Raw genomic sequence first — 22,117 nt, 5'->3', positions numbered from 1 at the left:
TCCACATAAGAAATGCTTGTTTTAAAGGGTTAAAAACTAAAAAATGATATTTTATACACACATAAACAACAGCTTTATAAACACAGGTAAAACGGCGTTAAAACAAATAGGAAAAAACGAGGACAACTCTGTGGATAAAACACTGTGGATAAAACCGATAGTTATCCCACGCTCATACACTACTTGAGCTTAGAATATAATGGAATTCTCAAAGCTAAATGCACAAGCTACACACCAATAACTCTGTGCCTTAGAGTCGCTTACCAACAAAAAAGCGTCTCTCTAATAACAATGAACAATAACAATAAATAAAAATATATATACTTTATCTATATAAGTAATAACTAATATTAAAAAGAAAATGAAAAAACGTTTTTAAAAAAATACTTTTCAAGAATAAGATTTCATTGAATGGTTAAAAAAGTTACAATCAATATGGAAATTTACATTGCCAAACCAAACATTTATCTATAAAATCCGCCCTCCAATTTTTGAACAATTCTCGATTTTCGAGTTATCCTGGAAACCACTATGAAAAGAACATTTCAACCAAGCGTTATCAAGCGTAAACGTACACACGGTTTTCGTGCTCGTATGGCAACAAAATCTGGTCGTCAAATTTTAGCGCGTCGTCGTGCTAAAGGCCGTAAAGAGTTGTGCGCATAATTTGCTGATCAATGAAAAAACGTTACGAATTTGCTCGAACTAGTCGACTTCTGACTCCAGGGGATTTTCGTAACGTTTTTGATCACGTAGACGCAAAAATCTCTTGCTCAGAAATAACCCTTCTTGCTAAAAAAACAGATTTAGATACCAATCGAATCGGTTTTATAATTGCAAAAAAACAAGTCAAAACCGCGGTTGCTCGTAACCGTATCAAACGACATTTTCGTGAAAATTTTAGAATTTTTAACAAAAATGCACAAAACCTTCAAAAATTTGATTTTATCGTTCTAGCCCGTAAAGCGACACAAGACTTAGATAATCCTAAACTTGATCAAACGATCCAATCTTTACTAAAACGATTAAAAAAACGCATTGAAAATACCAATTAACTGGAAAAAAATACGCTTAGCAGGTAGCATAGCGCACATTTTTTAACCCTACTTTTTAATTGGAACCCATCATGGATTACCGCCGTATTGGCCTTTTTGGCGCTTTTGCTGTTGCGAGCTTATATTTAGTCGTTCAGTGGAAACAAACACAAGATATTGATGCCAGAGCTTTAGAAAATGCTCAAGAATCAACAATGACTGACACTTCAGTAAATACTTCATTTACGGATAATTCAGGTCAAGATTCTCAAACAGACATAAATTCTGAAGATGGTTTAGTTTCAAATCCAACTACTTCAAGTACTTCCCCCCAAGTTCAAGACGAACCTGTTATCACTGAAAATGCACTAATTGATATTCACACAGACTTATTAAGTGTGAAAATTAATTCTAAAAATGGCGATATCGTTTACACAGCACTAAATGATTATTCTGTTTCTTTAGAGCACAGCGATACACCCGTTACGATTTTAAATAACACCAATAATTATTTATTTGTTGCGCAAAGTTATTTACGCAGTAGCAGTAACGATGTAGACGCAAGTTTATTTTCAGCTGAAAAAACCACTTACAACTTAGAAGACGGCCAAGATTCACTAGATGTTCGTTTAACTTACACAGGACAGTCTGATTTAGAATTGACGAAAATCTATACATTCTACAAAGGCAAATACATCATCAACGTAAGTTATGAAGTAAAAAATATTTCAGATGCTGATGTAAAAGTAAAATTAGATAATCGTTTAAAACGTGATGATTCTCCTGATCCTGCCCAAAGTACAACGGCAGCCTCGTTTGTTGGATTTGCTTTTGATAATCAAGCCGAAGAAAGCATTTGGGATAAATATAAATTCAAAGACTTAGCAAAAGAATCTGCAAAATTACCAACCAAAGGTGCTTTCTCACTTAATCAAACCGTAACAGGTGGTTATGTTGCATTTAGCCAAAAATACTTTGTAGTTGCATGGATTCCAAACCAAAACGAAACGCAACATCAAAAAATGGGTTTACCAAAAGGGTATGATTATTACTTTGCCATTAACGAAAGCGAAGAGTTTGAATTAAAGCCTGGTGCAACAAAAACATTATCTGCAAAATTATGGGTAGGACCTGAATTACAAGAACAGCTTGATGAATACCATGAAGGCCTAAAACATTCAGTTGATTATGGGATGTTCTATATTTTTGCAAAACCAATTTATTGGGTATTAACTAAAATTCAATCATTTGTGCCTAACTGGGGTTTAGCAATTATTTTGCTAACGCTTTTAGTGAAATTTGTTTTCTTCCCGCTTTCACAAAAAAGTATGAAGTCTATGGCAAAAATGAAAAAATTAGCGCCTAAAATGACTCAATTACGTGAACGTTACGGTGATGACCGCCAAAAAATGTCCACTGAATTAATGAAATTCTATAAAAAGGAAGGCATCAACCCAGTTAGTGGGTGTTTACCAATGCTTGTACAAATGCCAATCTGGATTTCACTCTATTGGGTATTAATCGAAGCCGTTGAAATTCGTCAAATGCCATTTACACTTTGGATTCAAGATTTATCAGCAGCGGATCCATTATTCATCTTCCCTGTATTGATGGGTGTGTCTATGTATTTCCAAATGAAGATGACACAATCTGCCAACATGGATCCAATGCAACAAAAAATATTCAAATTTATGCCAATTGGTATGACTTTGTTCTTTATAATTTTCGGAATGCCAGCAGGTTTAATGTTGTACTGGACAGTGAACAACATTTTCACAATCTGTCAGCAATATATTGTAAACAAACAAATCGATCGTGAAGAAGCGCTTGCCAAAGCAGAAGCTGCTGCGAAATAATTAGAACATCCAAATTTAAAAAAGGCTCCTTGGAGTCTTTTTTTTTAACAATAACAATGTAAAACCACTAAACAGGCTGTAATTGATATTAAACAGCAAAGGCAATAAACATGATGAAACAAGACACAATCGCAGCAATTGCAACGGCACCGGGACAAGGTGGTGTAGGTATTGTTAGATTATCAGGTGTGCAAGCACTTACTATTGCCGAAAAACTAATTAAATTCATACCCAAAGTTCGCCACGCCCATTATTGCGATTTTTACGATGACCAAGAAACCGTATTAGACCAAGGCATTGCATTGTATTTCAAAGCGCCCCACTCGTTTACAGGCGAAGACGTGATCGAACTTCAAGGTCATGGTGGCAGTGTCATCATGGATTTATTACTTAAAACCGCATTAAGCCACGGCGCAAGATTGGCACAGCCCGGTGAGTTTTCACAACGCGCGTTTATGAATGACAAAATGGATTTGACCCAAGCCGAAGCCATTGCTGATTTAATTGAGTCTTCATCAGAACAAGCAGCGCGTTGCGCAATACGCTCGCTGCAAGGTGAGTTTTCAAAACAAATTCATCAAATGGTCGACAGCTTAGTGAACCTAAGAATTTACGTCGAAGCGTCGATAGATTTTCCAGAAGAAGAAATCGATTTTTTAGCAGATGGAAAAGTAGAAAGCGACTTATTAGCTATCGAATCCCAATTAAACGACGTATTCAAACAAGCCAACAAAGGCACACTTTTGCGTGAAGGCATGACAGTGGTCATCGCTGGTAAGCCAAATGCGGGTAAATCGTCCCTTTTAAACGCCCTCTCTGGCAAAGACAGCGCAATTGTCACCGATATCGCTGGCACGACTCGCGACGTCTTACGCGAGCATATACACATCGATGGCATGCCATTGCACATAATTGATACAGCCGGCCTTCGCGATGCACCAGACGAAGTAGAAAGAATCGGCATCGAGCGCGCTTGGAACGAAATCAAACAAGCCGATCAAGTCTTGTTAGTAGTCGACAGCCAAACCACTGATGAACACATCATCGAACAAATCGATCCAGAGTTTGTAAGTACTTACCTATCTCACGGTGGACAAATGTCAAAGATTACATTAGTTCGAAACAAAATCGATCAAACCAACGAGTCCATCAGCACAGACAAAACCCCAACGGATCAAACTGTAATCCGATTAAGCGCCAAACAAAACTTAGGCGTTGAGTTACTGCAAAACCATCTTAAAAAAATCATGGGATTCGACTCAACCACCGAAGGCGGATTCATCGCCAGACGCCGACATCTAGAATCGCTAACCGCTGCACAAGAATCCCTAGAAAACGGAAAAATGCAATTACAAGGTTACGGCGCAGGCGAGCTACTAGCTGAAGATTTAAGAGCAGCACAAAATGCGTTGAATGAAATCACAGGCGAGTTTACAAGTGATGATTTGCTTGGAAAGATTTTTGGCTCGTTTTGTATTGGGAAGTAAAATGATGAATAACTAATGCAACTGGTTTTTTGGATTGATAGGTAAATGACTAATGCCTTAAGTAATCTAAAAAATTATCGTCCATAATTCATCAAAATTATCTAAACCTTATTAGGGATCTTTAATGTCAACGTTCAGCAATCACGATATCCATTCGTTAGACGAATTATCAAGTCAGTCCATTCCAGAAATAAAGACACTTAAATTCCACAGGGTACATAAAAATTATTTAACTGTTGTGCTGATGTCTTTGTTTATTCCATTACCACTATTTATTGGAATAAATGCCTGTCTGATAATATTTATTGAACCATTTATGTGGTGGATTTCGATTATTTTTTGGTTGTTGTATTCAAGTATGATTATTTGGAATATCGCCTATGTAAAAACATTAAAATACGCATTACGCCAACATGATATTTCTTTGTATTCTGGCGTGTTGTTTAAACGTATAGTGATTCAACCTTATACACGTTTGCAACATATTGAAATTAAACGCGGACCGTTAGAGCGTCATAAAGGTTTGGCAAGTTTGGTATTATTCAGTGCGGGCGGATCGATGCATGCGTTAGAAATTAAAGGGTTATTAGAAAACGATGCTGAAACCATTAAGCAATTTATATTAAAACATAAGGATTTAAAAAATGGATAATTGGCAGCGATTATCAAAGTTTTCCATTGTTTTTTTTGTTTTTAAACAATTAAAAGGATTACTCAATATCGCACCTGCATTTCTATTTGCAGGGTATAGTTTACGCAACAATATAGATTTTAATTCCCCTTACTTTTTATTAGCAGTATTTGGGTTTGTATTATTAATTTTTCTTTTAGCCTGTGTGAGTTATTTAAATTTTTATTACATTCAAAAACAAGATCGGTTCTTAGTACGCCAAGGATTTATCTTTAAGAAAAAAACAGAATTACCCTTTGCTCGAATTCAAAATATTAATCTCACTCGACCATTTTATTATCGATTTTTTGATTTAACCATCTTAAAAATGGACAGCGCGGGTTCTGCTAAAAATGAAATCAATTTGGCTGCATTAACTATTGAACAAGCAGAATCAATCAAACAAGACATTCAACAATTTATAGCAAAGGAAAATACAAAAGAAATCATCGAAGCAAGCCAATACAAAACTTTAGATTTAGAACAACTGAGCGAACAAGTGTATCAAGAACAATTTTCAACTGTAAAAGTACTAAATACACGTTCGTTAACCGACATCATAATAAATGGCATTACTAATAACCGAGCTTGGATTATATTGGCAGCGGGTGCACCTTTTGCGCAAAATATTGTTGAAAAAACATTTACCTATTTAAGTGGCTTAGGATTCGATGCGCAAACCTATTTAGAACAAAGCTCAATCATCATAATGACAATTATTGCTATCACATTATTTATATTTTTAAGCTTTATATTTAGTTTATTAAGTGTATTAGGTTCAATCTTTAGTTTTTATCAATTCAAGTTAACTTATAATGAAAAAAATAAAAGTTACAGTCGAACCAGTGGATTATTTACTAAATATGAAATTCATTTAAAACAGTCAAGAGTGCAATCAATTTGGTGGAAACAAAACTGGCTAGATGTATTGTTTAATCGACTGAACATGAAGTTTGAGCCATTTTCAGAAAAACAAAACCAACAGGCCAGTGAGTTTTTTGGAAAAATTATGGTTCCATCAATCCACAAAAACCAATTTAAAAAAATGGCCAGTCATTGTTTTGATGGGTTAGATTTCGATATTGAAAAAATAAAACCCGTCAATATATATTCTTATATTCGGACTATTTATTGGCTAAGCCTGCCCGTTTCTTTAATAGTATTTACATTATTATTTTTACAACAATCGTTTCTAATATTCGCATTAGTTGTACCGAGTATCGTATTTATTATACTAAATACAGTGTGTTTCCAAATGTATAAACGTTCTGGATATTTACAGCTTGATGATTATATTGTGATTCGAAAAGGGTTTATTGGATTCAGTTATGCTATTTTTCCTAAATACAAAATTCAACAAGTGAAAAAGCAACAATCCATTTGGCTTAAAAAAAGAGGACTTGCGTCAGTTAAATTTGTATTAGCATCAGGAAGTATTAAAACAGCAGTATTATCGGAAATAATTGTGGATAACATGATAAATAGTAGTCTTTACCAATTACAAAAAAGAAATCAGTCTTGGATGTAATAAATATTGTTAATAAAAATATGGTTATCCACAAATGACACTCATTAATAAAATCAATAAGTGTCATTTTTATAAGTATTATTCACACCCTTCAAAATAACGCTGAGAAGAAATACTCGTCGCTGCGCTTTCTTTTGATAATGCGGTGATGGCTTTAAAATCCGATAGATATTCGATATCAATATTAATTGATACATCTAACATGCCGTTATAAGACGATGTTGAAATCGATATACCATTTGAATTCATTTTGTATGATTTAAATCCATTTTTTAGGGCTATGTCATTTACTTGAGCGATAGACTGCTCGTATATTTTTCCAGGATCGCCATTTAGTTCAATGGTTTTTGAATAATAAATAGACACCTGTTCTTTTGCAAAGGGTTGACAAGTTTCAGTAGCCATTTCATCGGCATTTGCTGTAGAAATTAAAGCTAGAGTGCCGATCAATATTGAGGCAGTTTGAAATTTAAACATAATAAGATTCCGTTTTAAGAATGAAAATATCAAGAGTCCTTAGCTTAATATATTACGCTATGGATTGAAATACAGATTTTTAAAAAATATGAACCCATATATTTCGTAGTGGGTTTAAAAATCAATTAAAAAACTATTCAAATTTTTACAACATCAGAGATAAAAAAATGACAACAAGCTGTAAAGAAATAGCCATATTTAAAGTAAGCAAAACCAATTTTGATCGAGTGATGGTATTAAGTGAAAACATATTTAAAGAAATGAATGCCGATGAAATGGTGATTACCGATTATGAAATATTTCAAAATGTGGATAAATACGATGAAATTTGTTGGTTATTAACCTGGAAAAGTTTAGATGCGGCCAAACAAACCACAAAAAAATGGCCGAATTTTCCAAGTACTAAAGAGCTTGAGTCGTTAGTGGGAGATAATTTATATTACGGACATTTTGATAAAGTGAAGCTTCGGTAGATCAAAATAGTTTTTCCGAACGATTGCATGCTCCAGGCACAATTCTAATTAGTCACATCCCTGTGACGATAAATCCGGAACCTACAGAAAAGATTATTTTCTACACTGTAGGGTCGGGATTCATTCCGAATTTTTCAACAAATTTTGTTTTTTTAAATGATCTGGATGGACAACTAAAAAGGACAGGCTAATAACCAAGAACTAAAAAGGACAGGCTAATCAAAATAATTTGACAACCCTCACAATCGACCTATCATTTTATAAATATAAAGACAACATAATTCAAATGGATTGAATTTGTTGTCATTTGATTAATCAATTAGGAATCAACATGACAAAAGCGAGAAAACGCCTAGTAAATTATACTGCTACTACAAAATACTTAATTACCTGCCGTTGCGTGCGTCGCGCATTTCTGTGCGGTAAAGATGAGTATACCAACCAAGATTTTGAGCATCGCCGTGCATGGGTTGAAGATATTTTATTAAAACTGCCCAGCATATTTGCAATTGATATCGCCTCATATGCAATCATGAATAACCATTATCATTTGGTGATTAGCGTGAACGTTAAACAGGCTGAGTCTTGGTCTGCTGCCGAGGTAATCAAGCGCTGGCATCAATTGTATACGGGTACGATGATCTCTAGAGCGTTTTTAGATGGCTCTAAACTCAACCCACAAGAACGTATTTTGCTAGCCGAAACCGTTGAAATTTGGCGTAATCGATTGATTAATATTGGTTGGTTTATGAAAAATATTAATGAGCCGATTTCTAGACTCTCAAATATTGAAGATAACTGCACAGGCAAATTTTGGGAGGGTCGATATAAATCAAAAGCGATTTTAGACGATGAAGGATTATTAGCCGCCATGGTTTATGTAGATTTAAATCCTGTGCGCGCTCAAATGACTAAAACACCTGAAGAATCTGAATATACATCAATCAAAAAAAGAAGTGAGTGCTTTAAAAAATCAAACCATTCTAATCTAGTAAAAGATCAACCGAATGATTTATTACCTCTTTCAAAACACTGTAAAACCCACATTCAAATTTCAACTAAGGCGTATTTAGAATTAGTAGACTGGACAGGAAAACAATGTGCAGAAAGTAAAAAAGGAAAAATCGATAGTGAATTACCCGACATATTAACTCGACTCGATTTGTCCGAAACGTTGTTTTTAAATGCGTCACTGAATATCAACAATAGCTTTGCTAACTTAATTGGCAAAGCATCCAGTATCGATCAGCATTTTTCTAAATTTGGACTCAAGCGAGCTTGTGGCTGGGTGAAATCATTAAGTGTTCTTGGGCTTTAGCTTCCTTTTTTATTATTCATACATATTTTATTAGCTTTTATTCGAATCAATAAATTTTGATTGAATTCCCTGCACCTTCGATTTGAGCAATGCTCGATAATTGTAGCAATTCCCTCTGTGTGATCTATTTTTTAACAGATTAATTTGTTAAGGCATCATATTTTCTAAATTAAGTGCCTTATTTATTTTTAGATGTCATTGATTTTTATTTAGTTGCCTGTCCATGTTGTTGGTTGCATGTTGTTGGTTCTTGTTGTTGGTTATCCATTCAAACGCGCATCTACTGTAAAATCAATATTCGCAGCCTGTTTTATATGACTGCCAAAAAACACATGAATTTTGCCAACACTTAAATTGTCACCAATATCAAAGGACTTGGCCACAACAGCATAATCCCCAAAACCGTCTTTATTAATATCACCAATATGACTAACAATCGAACCCATACGATCTTTGATGTTTTCACCTTCCACCGTAAAGCCGTTATGGCCTTGGATTTTACCTAAATCAATATCCGTAATACCCACCTGAACCTGATCACAACCGACAGTGCCATCACTATTTACATCATCACCATCAGCATCGCTCCAGCAGTTAATATCATTTGGATAATGATCTGTATCATCACCAAACCCATCACCATCGGTGTCTAACCATTCGTCAATTAAATATGGCAAAGCGTCCACATCATCGTTATACCCATCATTATCATCATCTAAATCAGCATTATCACCGATACCATCTTTATCGTTATCTGCCCATTCTGTGATATCTAATGGAAATAAATCTTCTTCATTTAACACGTCATCGCCATCAATATCGGCATCGGTCGAGTCAGGAATAAAATCGCCGTCGGTGTCTAGAGGTTTTGATTGCGCATCTAGTGGATCGGTCATTTCTGTGATTTCGATTGAATCGGAATAGCCGTCGTTGTCGTCATCTTCATCCGTTGAGTTCGGATCAAAATCTGAATCGGTGTCTAAAGGAATGGATTGTGCATCAAGCGGATAGGTCATTTCCGTGATTTCTATGCTATCTGCATCCCATCATTGTCGTCATCTTCATCCGTTGAGTTCGGATCAAAATCGCCGTCGGTGTCTAAAGGAATGGATTGCGCATCAAGCGGATCGGTCATTTCACTTACTTCTAGCGTGTCAACATACCCGTCATTGTCGTCATCTAAATCTTGCACATCAGGAATACCATCGGCATCGGTATCAAGGGGAGTATTGGTTGAATCTAATGGATCAAACTCTAATTCGATTTCGATTAAATCGGAAATGCCATCGTTATCGTCGTCTAAATCAGTATTATCGCCTGTACCATCGTTGTCGGTATCAAGCCATTCAAGCTTGTCTTTTGGAAACGCATCTTGGGAATTTTTGACGCCATCGCCGTCATCGTCTTTGTCAGCGGAATCCGTACCACAGGATGAAAACGTACCCACCACAATAATCGCCGCCATCAGGCTGGTGGTTTTGAATCGTTGTTTGAATGAAGGCTTCTGGGTTGATGGTAAAATCAATGATATGTTGGATTCCTTTGATGGAGCGGTTTGGCTTTTAATAGGTTTGTTTGGTGTTAATAGAGGCAGACAATAACAAAAAGCGATAGAGATTTCAGTTTGTTTTTTTATTGGATTTGAAGATTGGGTGGGATTTATTGTGGGTATTTACACATTTGGTTTTTTGAATGAATTGGATTAGTTTTTTCGGAATGAATCCTGAACTTACAGGTGGTTTTTCGGAATGAATCCCGAACTTACAGGTGGTTTCTCGGAATGAATCCCGAACTTGCAGGTGGTTTTTCCGAATAAATCCGGAACCTACAGGTTGAGGTTTGTTTTTTCACAATAAATCCTGAACTGGTAAACCATCAAAGATGACAGCTAGCCAGCCAGTAAGTAGGTTGCTATTTAGGGGAACAAAAACAAATATAATTGTCTGTTGCCATAAAAAACAACCCACAATATGCAAAGTCTATCAAAAGCTTTGCATATTCTTTAGATTATAAACTCCCAGCAACCTTAACCACTTTCACATTATCAACCTGAATGATCACACCCATTTGGTTGCCAACTTCTGGGTAGATAGCAAAGGGGACGTTTACGTTGCTTGGGTTTAAGTCCAATTCTGCTAAATCATCAATTGCAATGCTGACAAATTGCCATTCATTAAGTGCTGGGTAACCAATGTCATAACTTCCTGATGTGCATGGGTAAGTGCAATCGGCTCTGAAGTAAATGTTATCTTTCACTTCACGGGTGTCTTGTGTGATTCGATATTCAAATTCGATTGCATCAAAACCCGATATGTTTTCGTTACCTGTCGATCCACGAAAGTTTGAAAAGAAGAAAAACGCCGCTGAGTTGTCTGCTAAGTATTCAAGTTCTGCCACAAAACCATAACCTAATTCAGCCACAGAATTTAAAGACACCGTGTCATTTGGAAACGATCCATAATCAAGAGGTTGTTCTAATTGATCAATATAGATCAACACTTCTTCGCCGCTGGTCCAATCCGTTTCACCCACTACGACCTCTTCGGGGGGTTGCTTACCTTCGTTTAATGCAAAATTTTCACCTACGCTTGCACAGCCTTTACCGGTTTCAAAATCATGAGTACAACCATAAACACGCACATAATCCACGGCTAATTCTTGAGGGAAAACCGACTCATCGATGCCTTTATCATTAACATTTGCTGCCCATTCACCGCCAACTGCAAAGTTTAAGATGATGTGGAACGCTTGGTTAAATGGCGCATGAGGATCTTCTAAATCCCCTTGTGTGTACCAACCAGCACTTTGTTGAGTGGCAAAATGATCACCGTCTACGTACCAACGGATCTCACCTTCTTCCCATTCAATTGTATACGTGTGGAAATCATCCGCAGGCGATGCGCCACCTGGTAATTCATATTCTTCACCTGAATACACATTTTTTGGATATTCATCACCGTAGTGCAATGTGCCATGAATGGTTTGTTCGCCGTCTACTTTTAAGTTAACGGTTTCCATGATATCGATTTCACCATTAATTGCCCAAATGCCATCGTAGTTGCCTTCAGACGGAAGCATCCAGATTGCAGGCCATGTACCCTGTCCAAACGGTAGTTTTGCGCGCACTTCGATTTTGCCGTATGCCCAATCGCCCTTACCTAAAGTACGAATACGCGCTGAAGTATAATCACCAGAACCGGAAGTATCGTTAATATCGTAACCGTCTTGGTCATCTTGAAAAGCAGGACCGGTTGCATCTTCTCGTTTTGCTTGAATGCGTAAATACTCGCCATCAACCCATAGGTTTTCTGGGCTTTGTACATAACATTGTGCTTCAGCATTTCCGCCACCCCAACAGTTACGCTCATAACTCCATTTTGATTCATCTAATGTGTCTTCTTGAAATTCATCTTGCCAAAGCAAGCAATAACCGGATTCTTGAATTTCACCGATACATTGTGAATTAACATCTGTTTGGGTGTCTGTTGTTGATTCGGTATTGGTTTGGGTTTGGGTATTGGTTTGTGTCATTGAGCCCGTATCTGTTTCAGTCATTGAATCTGTGCTGGTATCTGTCATAGATTCATTGTCAATTTGGGTAATGGTTTCGGATTGTGTATCTGAATCAGTTTGTGTGACCGTTACAACTACAGTAACTGTTTCAATTATGGTGATGGTTTCAGCAGGTGTATCATTGGTAGATTGACAGGCTGATGCGCCAGCTAAAACACCGCAAAGAAGTGAATAATTGAGAATTTTTGACATGAGAATTAACCTTTTATAAGAAGTTGATTTTTTTACTTCAATTAAGTTAATGAAATTAAATTTTTCTGTCGTCCCAACTAAAACATTTTGTTACATGAGGCGTCTCAACTTAGTGTCATGTTATAAGATGAGACGTGTCACTTGGTTGTAGGCCCCATTCTATATAGGGATTATAAAGTTGTGATAAAACGCACAAATTTAAACATGCAGTTATTCACAAGGCAAAGATTTTTCTAAACGATACTGAGAAGGGGTTAATCCAGTTTGTTTTTTGAACAATCGGTTAAAGGTCGATTTACTATTAAACCCAGACAAATCCATAATTTCTAACATGGATAAACAAACGGATTTTTCGAGTAAAAATTTTGCTTTTTCAACACGATAACCATTAATAAATTCAAAGAAATTTTGATTAAAACTTTGGTTAATTACCTTTGAAACAATACGAGTATTGACCCCTATTTTGTCTGCTAATTTTTCAATGTTGATGTCATGCTCTAAAAAATATTCATGCTCCACCATACTTTGCACGACTTTATCCACATCCTGTTGATTAAAATCGGGTATACAAGAAACGCCGTCTTCTTTATTTTGTTGCAAGTTATCTAATAGGTTTTCGCTGTCTTGTTCATTAATAAAAGCAGTCGGTTGCGCGACTTTCACAACCGCATACACCACCAATAAGTTAATAAAAATCAATTCAACGTAGTTTTTACTTAAGCCAACAAAGGCCGCTAATTCGCCTAAATCAAATTGATGAGCAATTTGTGCACTTAATTCAAATCCCCATAACACTAAGTAAGCAATCACTAAAAGTGCAATCCAAGCTAAGCTAATGGAATCCACTTCAGAAAAACGCGCAGTAATATTTTTGCGGTATTGCACTAAAATGTACAAACTCATAATACTATAAAGCAAAATCGAAACACTTTGAGCATTCAATAAAAAACGAAAATACCCACTGCTAAAATAAAAGTTATACTCATCTATTCCTGCATATAAATCATCTGGTCCAATATCATTAATAATTAATCCGTACAAAATCGGAAACAACAGTAACGGCACAAAATGAAAAATATCTTTTTTAACCAACTTAAAATCTGAATAAATCAATGATTTAACATACAAAAACAGAAGTGGGCCTTGAATCAATAAAGCAAATTTGAACACAAAAAATAAACGGTATTGATCAGAAAACAATACAGATTTTAAAGGGATACACCAATATATAAGCGCATCAAAAGCAACCAAGGCTTTCGTTAATAAGAAAAGGGAAAGAAATACGCGACTGTGTAATTTGTCCATGTGTACTGATATTAAAATCAGTGAAAATAAAACGGATTCCACAAATATTAATATCAAAACAATATCGTGAAAATTAAAATAAGCTTGATCAAACATGAACGAGATAACCAATAAATAAAAAATAGTAACATGCAGAATATAAAAGAATCTATTTATATAAAATCGAGCTACAAACTGCATCACAGTTATCACAAAAGTTATTTTAAAATTATTATTGTTGTAATTTGTTTGAATAGTTTAGAGAATGTAGTTAATGTAAATCTATTTTAACATTACGTATACAGTACTTTTTCTATATTGATGAATTTTTAAATATGACACTGTGCTCAATCCGATGGAAGGTAAATACTAAACTGTCATTAGTAAAAGTTATCCACAACTTTAAATTTTAGTTAATCAAAATATATTTTTTATATAATCAATAAACACACGAGTTTTTTGTGGTAAAAATCGTTTAGACGGATATAACATCCATACGGCTGTATCAAAATCGGTTGCGGTCACTTGATACTGAGGCAGTATTATTTTTAACTGTCCTGTTTTTAATTCTTCTCGTATTAACCAGTCAGGTAAAATGGCAGGTCCTAATCCATTAATAGCACTTTGTTTTAATGCCAACGCGCTGCTAATTGCCAATTTAGATTGAATTTTAATTTGAGATAATTCGTTCGCTTCGTTTTTAAATAACCAGCGTGAACGATATTTGGGTAAAGCAAATACTAAACAATGATGGTGTTGTAAATCCTTTGGAGAAGAAATGGATAAATGCGATTTAATATAATCAGTGCTGGCACAAAGATGATATTTGGTAGCATGTAACCGAGTGCCAATTAAATCGGACTCAAATGAAGGGGTTAATCGAAAAGTCAGATCGATGTCTTCATTATGCAAATTCAAATTCACATCGGACAATAACATCTCGATATGAATATCTGGATATAACTGCATAAATGATTGAATATGAGGCAATAGACATTCTTGTCCAAAAGCCGTTGAAGCTGAAATTTTTAAAGTACCAGAAGGGCGATTAACCACAGATTTAGCGTCTTCATTGGCAAAGGACAAAGCTTCAACAATAGGAGTAATGTGTAATAAATATCGTTGCCCAGCTTCAGTTAATGACAAACTTCGAGTAGAGCGTTTAAACAATTGCACACTTAACTCGCTTTCTAATGCAGCTATATTTCGAGACACCTTAGACGGATCTTCATTTAGTTTGCGAGCGGCATCGGCAAAACTTCCAAGTGTGGCAACATCTATAAATAATTGTAGAGATTGTATATTCATTCATGCATTTTATACATGACTGCAATGTTAATATACCTATTTGTTAATTTTTTACATTAAAGATAATGCTTGTCATCAGATTGAACATACAAGCTGATGAATCTTATTAACGTTAACAGAGGAAATATCATGAATTTAAATAACACAGTGGCATTGGTAAGTGGAGCAAATCGAGGCCTAGGTAAAGCTTTGGTGCAAAGTCTTTTAGAAAAAGGGGCATCCAAAGTCTATGCAGGCGCACGTGACATCAGCAAATTGCCAAATTTTTTAGACCCTAGAGTGATTCCAATTCAATTAGACATCACAGATATTCATTCAGTAAACCAAGCGTTGTTGCAAACAAAGGATGTAAATTTGCTTATTAACAATGCTGGGACACTTACATTTGGCGATGTTTTATCCGTAAGTGATGAGTCATTAACACATAATTTTGCTGTGAATTATTTTGGATTATTAAATATGGCAAAAGCATTTACGCCAATTATTGAAACGAACCAAACACTGAAAAAAGAAGCGAGCATTGTTAACATTTTAACGTTGTTATCATTAGCAAGTATGCCTTCGATGTCTGCGTATAATGCATCAAAAGCAGCAGCGTGGTCTGCGCATTTATCTTTAAAAGGCACCCTTGCAGATAAAGCCATCAACGTTCAAGCTGTTTTTCCAGGTGCAATTGATACCGACATGTTAGCAGAAGTAGACATGGACAAAACTAGTCCAGCTGAAGTGGCGGATAATATTGTTGCAGGCATCATTGCAAATCAAGAAGATATATTTCCTGATGAAATGTCAAAAGGTGTTTATAAAGCTTGGTGTGAAGATCATAAAGCGGTTGAAAAACAATTTGCTCAAATGTAATTAAAAAACGGCCAAGCAATTGGCCGTTTACAGTTTAGTAACTCACTACATCCGATTAACAATTTCATCAATGGCGCGTTCCCAATCATCCTTCATCACATCTAGCCAATCCCCTGCTGGGTGTCTATATCCATTTTGATTACTAGGAATGTATTTAACGCGATTGATATTGGTGGGATTATTTTTTGAAATGTAGTACATCACAGACGTTTCTAAATCTGCCCCCGAAATACCAGTAAAAGTAATGGGTTTACCTGAGTTAGTAGCATGACAGCCTTCGCAACTGCCTAAGACAGCATCGGCCACATCAGCCAATAATTGCTCATAGTCCGATAACGTAACATTAACTACAATTGTTGAATTTATTTTATGTGTTAATCCGCCGCTGTCTGTTACTTCTAATGTGATGACTTTTAAGCCGTTATTTGAAAACGTATAACTGGTAACCGGTGTTGCAGTGGTTTTTTGAAATTCGTTAAAAAAGTTCCAGTGATAACTTAAGTTTTGAGTTTGCTGTGCATCTGTAGTCGCTGAAGCATCTACGGTGACTGTTAACTCATCCGCTGTCATTGTGAATTTTGCAGTAGGTGGCGTGTTCATTTGCATGGTTTCTAACACGGTAATTATTTTAGAAGCTCGAGTTGAAACAGCTTGCTCGGTGTCGGTTACTGTTAGGCCCACATCATAAACACCCGCTTGTGCAAAGGTATATGAAAATAAGGTGTCGGTGGATTGATTAACATGATCCACATCCCATTGATAACTGTGAATTAAATCTTGATCATCTTTAGAGCCTGAACCATTAAAATATACTGTATATGGCGCGTATCCATTAGTAGAGGATGCAAAAATAGTCGCAACCGGCGCTTGGTTGACAAATTCAGTCACAATAATTTGTTGTTGATCAATTAATGATTGTCCTAATTCATTATCTACGACATATAATTCAACTTGATAAACCCCAGGATCTGAAAACGTTTTTGAAAACGTAGCCTCGTTTGATTCAAACTCACCATTGATACTCCAAACATAACTGGATATTTGTTTGTTATCAGTAGAATTTAAACCAGATAATTCAATGCTTAACGGCGCTTCACCTGTTGATACTGATGCATCAATATGTGCAACTGGAAGTTCATTAATATATGCAGGGTCAACGGTTATTTGTAGACTTTGTTTTGTTGATGGTTTGCCTAGATTATCTGTCACAATTAACTCAACATTATAAACTCCTGCTTGCGTAAATGTGTATTCAAACGAAGATTCTGCCGATTCAAAAATATCATTGATGCTCCAGTAGTATTCAACAATTTGTTGATCGTCAATTGATTTTTCGCCAGAAATGAAAACAGTTAAAGGTGCTTCCCCTGATGCGGGTAATGCTTCGATAACTGCAATGGGTTGATTATTAACTAAAGGGTCAGTCACGATAATAAGTTGAGTGACTTTTTCTGAAGCAATCGATTGATTATCTGTGACAATTAACGATACAAAGTAATTATCAGCAACATCAAATTGGTAATCAAACGTTGCAAATTCAGAAATTAATACATCATTAACAAACCATTGATAACTGGCTATTGCGCCATTTTCATCTAACTCATCCGAAGAATTTTCAGCTGTCATTGATACTATTAAAGGCGCTTCCCCTTTTGTGGCAGATACATCAATTTTTGCAATAGGCTGAAAATTAATAGGGCCTGCAGCAATTGAAATTAATTTAGTGACAGCTAATGATTGGTATTGTTCGTTATCCGTCACTATTAACTCGATGACATAATCCCCTGCAGTTTCAAATAAATATTCAAAAATTCGATCACTGCCTACTAATTTGTTATTTATTTTCCATTGGTATTTTGAAATTGTGTCGTCATCTGAAGATTGAGCAGCGGAAATAATAATATTAATCGGTGCAGTGCCTTCAACAAAAAAAGTTTCAATTACAGCTGTTGGCATTTGATTGACTGGTTCAATTTGCTTATCAATAATTAATATTTGAATTTGTGCGGTATTGGATTGATCGCCTTGATTATCAGTAACCTGTAACGACAGCGTATAGTTGCCCTGTTCAATAAATTGAAATTCTAGTTCTGGGTCTGTTGAAACCGTTTGCCCATTTAATTGCCAATGATAAGAATCAATATTTCCATCTGTGTCATTAGCTAATGCTGAAAATACTAAAACTTCATTAGTAAAAGCTTGGGTGATAGATGCAATGATTGCAGTATGTGGAAATTGATTAGTGACAACATTTTTAGGTGTCACAGAAATACTTGTTGTTACAATATCCAGTTGTTGTGAATTTGAATCAAGCAGAATCAATTTAATTGAAATGATACCTGTGTTATTAAATTGAAAAGTAAAAGTAGATTGTTCGCTGACAAGCACATTATCAATATACCATTGATATTTAAGCTGACTTTCAGAAAACAATTGCGTGTCAGCTGAAATAACAATGGATTCAGTAACAATAATGGAATATGTCTCAATTAAAATTGAAGCGAAGGCAGAAGGTGTCGTTTGTATTGGCTGATCATCTTTTTGGATATCGGATTCTTGATTACATCCTGCTAATAATATCGTGAGACCAGTTAGTAATATAATGAGTGTTTTCATAATTCTTAACTTTAAAATTACAAAATATACATTATAAAAACATTACTTAAACAAATAGAATGTAAAAATCCAAACTACCACACGTAGTACAGTGAGGAATGTGAACAATATCACGATTAATTTAGTTATTACGTAAGCAAAGAGACATTAATTGACGCGATAAAAACAAAACGATCACTACTAAAACGATCGTTTCCAAAAAGAGTACTACTAAAACGACCACTACTAAACAGTCGTCATTTTTTACAATATTTCTAAATAGTTACGATACAAACTTACCAAATATCCATCACAAGTTGTTTGTTGGAGATCAATTGATCTAACCATTTTTGACTGTCTTCTATTTTACCGTGTAGGACTGCAATCGTTTTTAAATTTTGCTGAACCGATTGAGCCATATTGTTTGCATCGCCACAGATAAATATTTTGGCACCGTTATGAATTTTATCAAAAATTTGATCACCTATTTCCAGCAATACATCCTGTACGTATTTTTTTTGTTTATTTTCCGGTTGAGACTGCGCAATAAATAGTTGTATATAGTTGTCTGATTGTAGTTTTTCAAAAAATGGCAATTCAATGCTGTCAACACCGATTCTTTTACAACCATAAATTAAGGTTAATTTGTCTTTAATCTGTTTAGATTGCATTAATTCACTAAACCCAATAAATGGTGCTACACCTGTGCCAGCGCCAATCATGATATTATGGGTATTTGAAGTGGGATTAATTGAAAAATCAGGCTGTAAATCAATTACTTTTGCTTTTACTTGTTTAATTTTCCCTTTTAATAATCGATTAAAATAAGTAGAAGCTAAACCAGTAAACTGATTATCATTTACCTCAGAGATAATTAATTTGATATGTTTGTTAGTTTCAAAACAACTGGCAATAGAATAATAACGTGACTTAAGTGACGGTATTAATTCTAACAGATCATCAAATTCTAATGATAATGATGGAAGTTTTTCAAGAACATCCACAATATTAAAATAATGATTATCTAAAGAAAGAATTTGTTCAATGACCATTTTTTCTGGTGGACATTGAATAAATTGCAAAAATATTTTTAGCGTTCTTGCACTAATTTTACAGTGTAAATCTAAATACTGTTCGCATAATTTTTTTGCATTAACAATATTATTTGAGTGATTATTATCATTATTTAAAAAGCGCAGACCAAATTTTTTGCTAAATTGTAATGTGTCTTGATCGTCCAAGCGCATGCGTTTCATAAAACGGGTAACCAAAGATTTAGGGTTAGTCACACTCAATTCTAAATGTGACCCAGCACGATAATATTGATCGTTGGGGGATTTTAAAACCAATTCAAATTTTTGACCTGCCCAGGTTTCATTTTCTGATGTAATTAACTTTTTAACAGAAATGACATCAAACAATAAATCGTTTTTTTGTGTAGAGGCCTGTTTAATTAACCATTGAATCTTAACATTGGATTTATCAGGTTGATGATTAGCCTCTTGCTTCACTTCAATTACGTTATTTTCATTGCGCTGTTTAATATTAACAATTTCATTCAATAACGACGTAGTAGAGTTTTGCCAATGTTCAAAATCCCCTAAAATATCTTCTCGAGCATCGCCCTCACCTAATGCTAATAATGAAGTGGCGCCAGCATTAATTAATGCGTTGTAAATGCGTTTAGGCACTTGTTGATAAGTGGCAAACCAATCTTTATGGCCACAACCAAATAAAATAAATGACTTACCTACAAGTTCATTATTGTTTAATGATTCAATCCATTGAATAAACTGTTCAGAGTTTTTGGTTGGTTGACCGTTATAACTTGCAGCAAACACCGCAAATATATCTTCATTTAATATAGAGTCAACAGCAGAATTTAATGGCATTGCATTCGAAGTTATTCCAAAGTTAGAAATAAAATCGCTGTATTGCTGTGCGAGTTGTTCAGTGAATCCCATTTGAGATCCGTAATATACATTAATGTTTGAACTGTGTGATAGCACAGGTTTTAATAAACTTAATGATGCATTTGAGTCTATATTGGTAGGATTATTTGTTAATGTAGAATCATTTTTTGTAAATTTTTTAAAAACCCGTTTTCTAACATTAATAAAAAAATTATCGGGTTTTAAAGTTAAACTTTCTTTAATTTTTAGTTCATAATTTGTGTGATCAATAATATCAAAACGATGTAACACTAACACCAATGCAAGGGTCGCCTCTTGAATAGCAAACTGTCTACCAATACACGCACGTTGACCATTTCCAAAAGGTTTAAATGCATTTTCAGGACGATTTTGTTCGTTCTCTAAACTGAAACGATCAGGATCAAATAACTCGACATTGTCTCCCCACACTTCTGGGTCGCGATGCAATAACGGAATTAAAACAGAAATTTGTTCACCAGGGTTCACTTCATAACCACCTGGCAACGTAGTTTTCTCTTTTGGGGTCACAGCAAAAACTGGCGCTGTTGGCCATAATCTTAACGATTCATTTAATACCTGTCGTAGATATTTAAATCGACTTAACTCTCTGTAACTTGGGGTTTTTGTTTGATCTTCACCTAATATAGAATCAATTTCGTTTTGAGTTTTTCTTAACGCTTCTGGGTGTTTAAGTAAATAATATAAAGCAAAGGACAATAAGCCGCTTGTGGTTTCATGGCCGGCAATTAAAAATGTAATAATTTGATTACGAATATTTGTGTCATCTAATTGTTTGCTGTCCAGCATTAATGACAGTAAATCATTTTTGTCAATTCTTTTTGCGCCTGATTCTTTTTTGCGATCTTGAATGACGTTATCCACAATTTCATTTAAATAATGAATATTGCCAGTAAATTCTTTTTGCTTACCTTTCATTATTGCAGTTAACCATTGTGGTCTGGTTAATCGATTCATGGTTTCGCTAAGCGCGCCTAACATGCCATTAATAAATGGGTGCGTGTCTTCTTTTTCAAAAGATTCAAATGAATAACCAAATCCACATAGACCAATGGTTTCAAGAGTTAAGCGTGTCATGTCATCCACAACATTGATGTTTTCAGGATTTTTTTCCCAGCGATCAACAAGTTGTAAACCCACATTTTGCATAGCTGGATAATAATTATTAAGTGCGCCTAAACTAAACGCCGGCATTAATAAATCATGAGCTTTATGCCAATTTGGTTCTTCAGGATAAGCGGTAAATAAACCATCACCAGTTAATTGGCGAACCATTTCTAAAGATTTGCTCACTTTTTTTTCGAATTTGGATTCATCGCAAAGTAAATTAATGATGTCGTAATTGGTTGCAAATATTGGCGAGTATCCAGAAAGTGTTAAGCGAAATAAAGGCCCATGTTGTTTTCCAACGCCGATCAATCCTTGAATGAGTCCTGGGCCTCCTAATAAATCGGGAATATTACCGACAATCGGCCAGGGTTTAGGTCCAGGGAAGTGTTGTTTTGACATGAA

Annotated in this window: 17 protein-coding genes; 9 read left to right on the top strand and 8 right to left on the bottom strand. The window is 35.2% G+C overall.

The annotated features are described in order from the left end of the window. The first annotated feature begins 531 nt into the window (after positions 1-531). The 6 genes from rpmH (at position 532) to TYM08_RS19930 (ending at position 6,575) form a co-directional block, all read left to right on the top strand. Positions 532-666, top strand: coding sequence for a 50S ribosomal protein L34 (gene rpmH / locus TYM08_RS19955; RefSeq protein WP_422380916.1), 135 nt, complete (start codon positions 532-534; stop codon positions 664-666). 11 nt (positions 667-677) lie between these two features. Further along, positions 678-1,055, top strand: coding sequence for a ribonuclease P protein component (rnpA, locus tag TYM08_RS19950; RefSeq protein WP_422380915.1), 378 nt, complete (start codon positions 678-680; stop codon positions 1,053-1,055). Positions 1,056-1,126: 71 nt separating this feature from the next. Then, on the top strand, positions 1,127-2,890 hold the full coding sequence (gene yidC / locus TYM08_RS19945; protein ID WP_422380914.1) for a membrane protein insertase YidC: 1,764 nt from the start codon (positions 1,127-1,129) through the stop codon (positions 2,888-2,890). Positions 2,891-3,000: 110 nt separating this feature from the next. Further along, entirely contained in the window at positions 3,001-4,377 is a 1,377-nt protein-coding gene (mnmE, locus tag TYM08_RS19940; RefSeq protein WP_422380913.1) for a tRNA uridine-5-carboxymethylaminomethyl(34) synthesis GTPase MnmE, read from the top strand. 124 nt (positions 4,378-4,501) lie between these two features. Further along, positions 4,502-5,029, top strand: coding sequence for a PH domain-containing protein (locus TYM08_RS19935; protein ID WP_422380912.1), 528 nt, complete (start codon positions 4,502-4,504; stop codon positions 5,027-5,029). After that, entirely contained in the window at positions 5,022-6,575 is a 1,554-nt protein-coding gene (locus tag TYM08_RS19930; RefSeq protein ID WP_422380911.1) for a PH domain-containing protein, read from the top strand. Before TYM08_RS19935 ends, TYM08_RS19930 begins: the two co-directional genes overlap by 8 nt. Before the next feature lie 78 nt (positions 6,576-6,653). Here TYM08_RS19930 and TYM08_RS19925 read toward each other — a convergent pair whose 3' ends face one another. Further along, positions 6,654-7,052, bottom strand: a complete 399-nt coding sequence (locus TYM08_RS19925) for a hypothetical protein (RefSeq protein ID WP_422380910.1) — start codon at positions 7,050-7,052, stop codon at positions 6,654-6,656. Positions 7,053-7,219: 167 nt separating this feature from the next. On the opposite strand from TYM08_RS19925, the gene TYM08_RS19920 reads away from it, so the two are divergent. Together TYM08_RS19920 and TYM08_RS19915 are read left to right on the top strand one after the other, a co-directional pair. Then, positions 7,220-7,525, top strand: a complete 306-nt coding sequence (locus TYM08_RS19920; protein WP_422380909.1) for a hypothetical protein — start codon at positions 7,220-7,222, stop codon at positions 7,523-7,525. Positions 7,526-7,856: 331 nt separating this feature from the next. Continuing rightward, positions 7,857-8,843 carry a transposase gene (locus TYM08_RS19915; protein ID WP_422380908.1) on the top strand — a complete coding sequence of 329 codons (987 nt, stop codon included), beginning with the start codon at positions 7,857-7,859 and terminating at the stop codon, positions 8,841-8,843. A gap of 260 nt (positions 8,844-9,103) precedes the next feature. Here TYM08_RS19915 and TYM08_RS19910 read toward each other — a convergent pair whose 3' ends face one another. The 5 genes from TYM08_RS19910 to TYM08_RS19890 form a co-directional block, all read right to left on the bottom strand. After that, complete coding sequence (locus TYM08_RS19910) at positions 9,104-9,859, bottom strand: hypothetical protein (protein WP_422380907.1); 756 nt, start codon at positions 9,857-9,859, stop codon at positions 9,104-9,106. A gap of 11 nt (positions 9,860-9,870) precedes the next feature. After that, the gene (locus TYM08_RS19905) at positions 9,871-10,368 is read right to left on the bottom strand and encodes a hypothetical protein (protein ID WP_422380906.1); all 498 of its coding nucleotides are present in this window, start codon (positions 10,366-10,368) and stop codon (positions 9,871-9,873) included. Between the two features lie 482 nt (positions 10,369-10,850). After that, positions 10,851-12,608, bottom strand: a complete 1,758-nt coding sequence (locus TYM08_RS19900) for a family 16 glycosylhydrolase (RefSeq protein WP_422380905.1) — start codon at positions 12,606-12,608, stop codon at positions 10,851-10,853. 210 nt (positions 12,609-12,818) lie between these two features. Beyond that, positions 12,819-14,009: a helix-turn-helix domain-containing protein gene (locus tag TYM08_RS19895; RefSeq protein WP_422380904.1), complete on the bottom strand. Its 1,191-nt coding sequence runs from the start codon at positions 14,007-14,009 to the stop codon at positions 12,819-12,821. A gap of 300 nt (positions 14,010-14,309) precedes the next feature. Continuing rightward, positions 14,310-15,200 (bottom strand): LysR family transcriptional regulator, encoded by an 891-nt coding sequence (locus TYM08_RS19890; RefSeq protein ID WP_422380903.1) that lies wholly within the window; start codon positions 15,198-15,200, stop codon positions 14,310-14,312. Positions 15,201-15,329: 129 nt separating this feature from the next. On the opposite strand from TYM08_RS19890, the gene TYM08_RS19885 reads away from it, so the two are divergent. After that, positions 15,330-16,058, top strand: coding sequence for an SDR family oxidoreductase (locus tag TYM08_RS19885; RefSeq protein WP_422380902.1), 729 nt, complete (start codon positions 15,330-15,332; stop codon positions 16,056-16,058). 45 nt (positions 16,059-16,103) lie between these two features. Here the strand turns inward: TYM08_RS19885 and TYM08_RS19880 are convergent, their stop codons facing one another. Continuing rightward, positions 16,104-18,674 (bottom strand): PKD domain-containing protein, encoded by a 2,571-nt coding sequence (locus tag TYM08_RS19880; RefSeq protein ID WP_422380901.1) that lies wholly within the window; start codon positions 18,672-18,674, stop codon positions 16,104-16,106. Positions 18,675-18,949: 275 nt separating this feature from the next. Then, the gene (locus TYM08_RS19875) at positions 18,950-22,114 is read right to left on the bottom strand and encodes a cytochrome P450 (RefSeq protein ID WP_422380900.1); all 3,165 of its coding nucleotides are present in this window, start codon (positions 22,112-22,114) and stop codon (positions 18,950-18,952) included. Positions 22,115-22,117: the final 3 nt, after the last annotated feature.

It is taken from the genome of Marinicellulosiphila megalodicopiae (assembly GCF_045862395.1).
In the GTDB taxonomy this organism is placed as follows: domain Bacteria; phylum Pseudomonadota; class Gammaproteobacteria; order Pseudomonadales; family Natronospirillaceae; genus Marinicellulosiphila; species Marinicellulosiphila megalodicopiae.
The sequence above is the reverse complement of the archived record's forward strand: the minus strand, read 5'-3'. Positions and strand labels throughout refer to the sequence as shown.

Coding starts and splice junctions, on each gene's coding strand:
- TYM08_RS19875 (WP_422380900.1), bottom strand. CDS start 22,114: ATGTCAAAACAACACTTCCCTGGACCTAAACCCTGGCCGATTGTCGGT.
- TYM08_RS19920 (WP_422380909.1), top strand. CDS start 7,220: ATGACAACAAGCTGTAAAGAAATAGCCATATTTAAAGTAAGCAAAACC.
- TYM08_RS19895 (WP_422380904.1), bottom strand. CDS start 14,009: ATGTTTGATCAAGCTTATTTTAATTTTCACGATATTGTTTTGATATTA.
- mnmE (WP_422380913.1), top strand. CDS start 3,001: ATGATGAAACAAGACACAATCGCAGCAATTGCAACGGCACCGGGACAA.
- TYM08_RS19910 (WP_422380907.1), bottom strand. CDS start 9,859: ATGACCTATCCGCTTGATGCACAATCCATTCCTTTAGACACCGATTCA.
- TYM08_RS19915 (WP_422380908.1), top strand. CDS start 7,857: ATGACAAAAGCGAGAAAACGCCTAGTAAATTATACTGCTACTACAAAA.
- TYM08_RS19930 (WP_422380911.1), top strand. CDS start 5,022: ATGGATAATTGGCAGCGATTATCAAAGTTTTCCATTGTTTTTTTTGTT.
- TYM08_RS19935 (WP_422380912.1), top strand. CDS start 4,502: ATGTCAACGTTCAGCAATCACGATATCCATTCGTTAGACGAATTATCA.
- yidC (WP_422380914.1), top strand. CDS start 1,127: ATGGATTACCGCCGTATTGGCCTTTTTGGCGCTTTTGCTGTTGCGAGC.
- TYM08_RS19890 (WP_422380903.1), bottom strand. CDS start 15,200: ATGAATATACAATCTCTACAATTATTTATAGATGTTGCCACACTTGGA.
- TYM08_RS19900 (WP_422380905.1), bottom strand. CDS start 12,608: ATGTCAAAAATTCTCAATTATTCACTTCTTTGCGGTGTTTTAGCTGGC.
- rpmH (WP_422380916.1), top strand. CDS start 532: ATGAAAAGAACATTTCAACCAAGCGTTATCAAGCGTAAACGTACACAC.
- rnpA (WP_422380915.1), top strand. CDS start 678: ATGAAAAAACGTTACGAATTTGCTCGAACTAGTCGACTTCTGACTCCA.
- TYM08_RS19880 (WP_422380901.1), bottom strand. CDS start 18,674: ATGAAAACACTCATTATATTACTAACTGGTCTCACGATATTATTAGCA.
- TYM08_RS19885 (WP_422380902.1), top strand. CDS start 15,330: ATGAATTTAAATAACACAGTGGCATTGGTAAGTGGAGCAAATCGAGGC.
- TYM08_RS19925 (WP_422380910.1), bottom strand. CDS start 7,052: ATGTTTAAATTTCAAACTGCCTCAATATTGATCGGCACTCTAGCTTTA.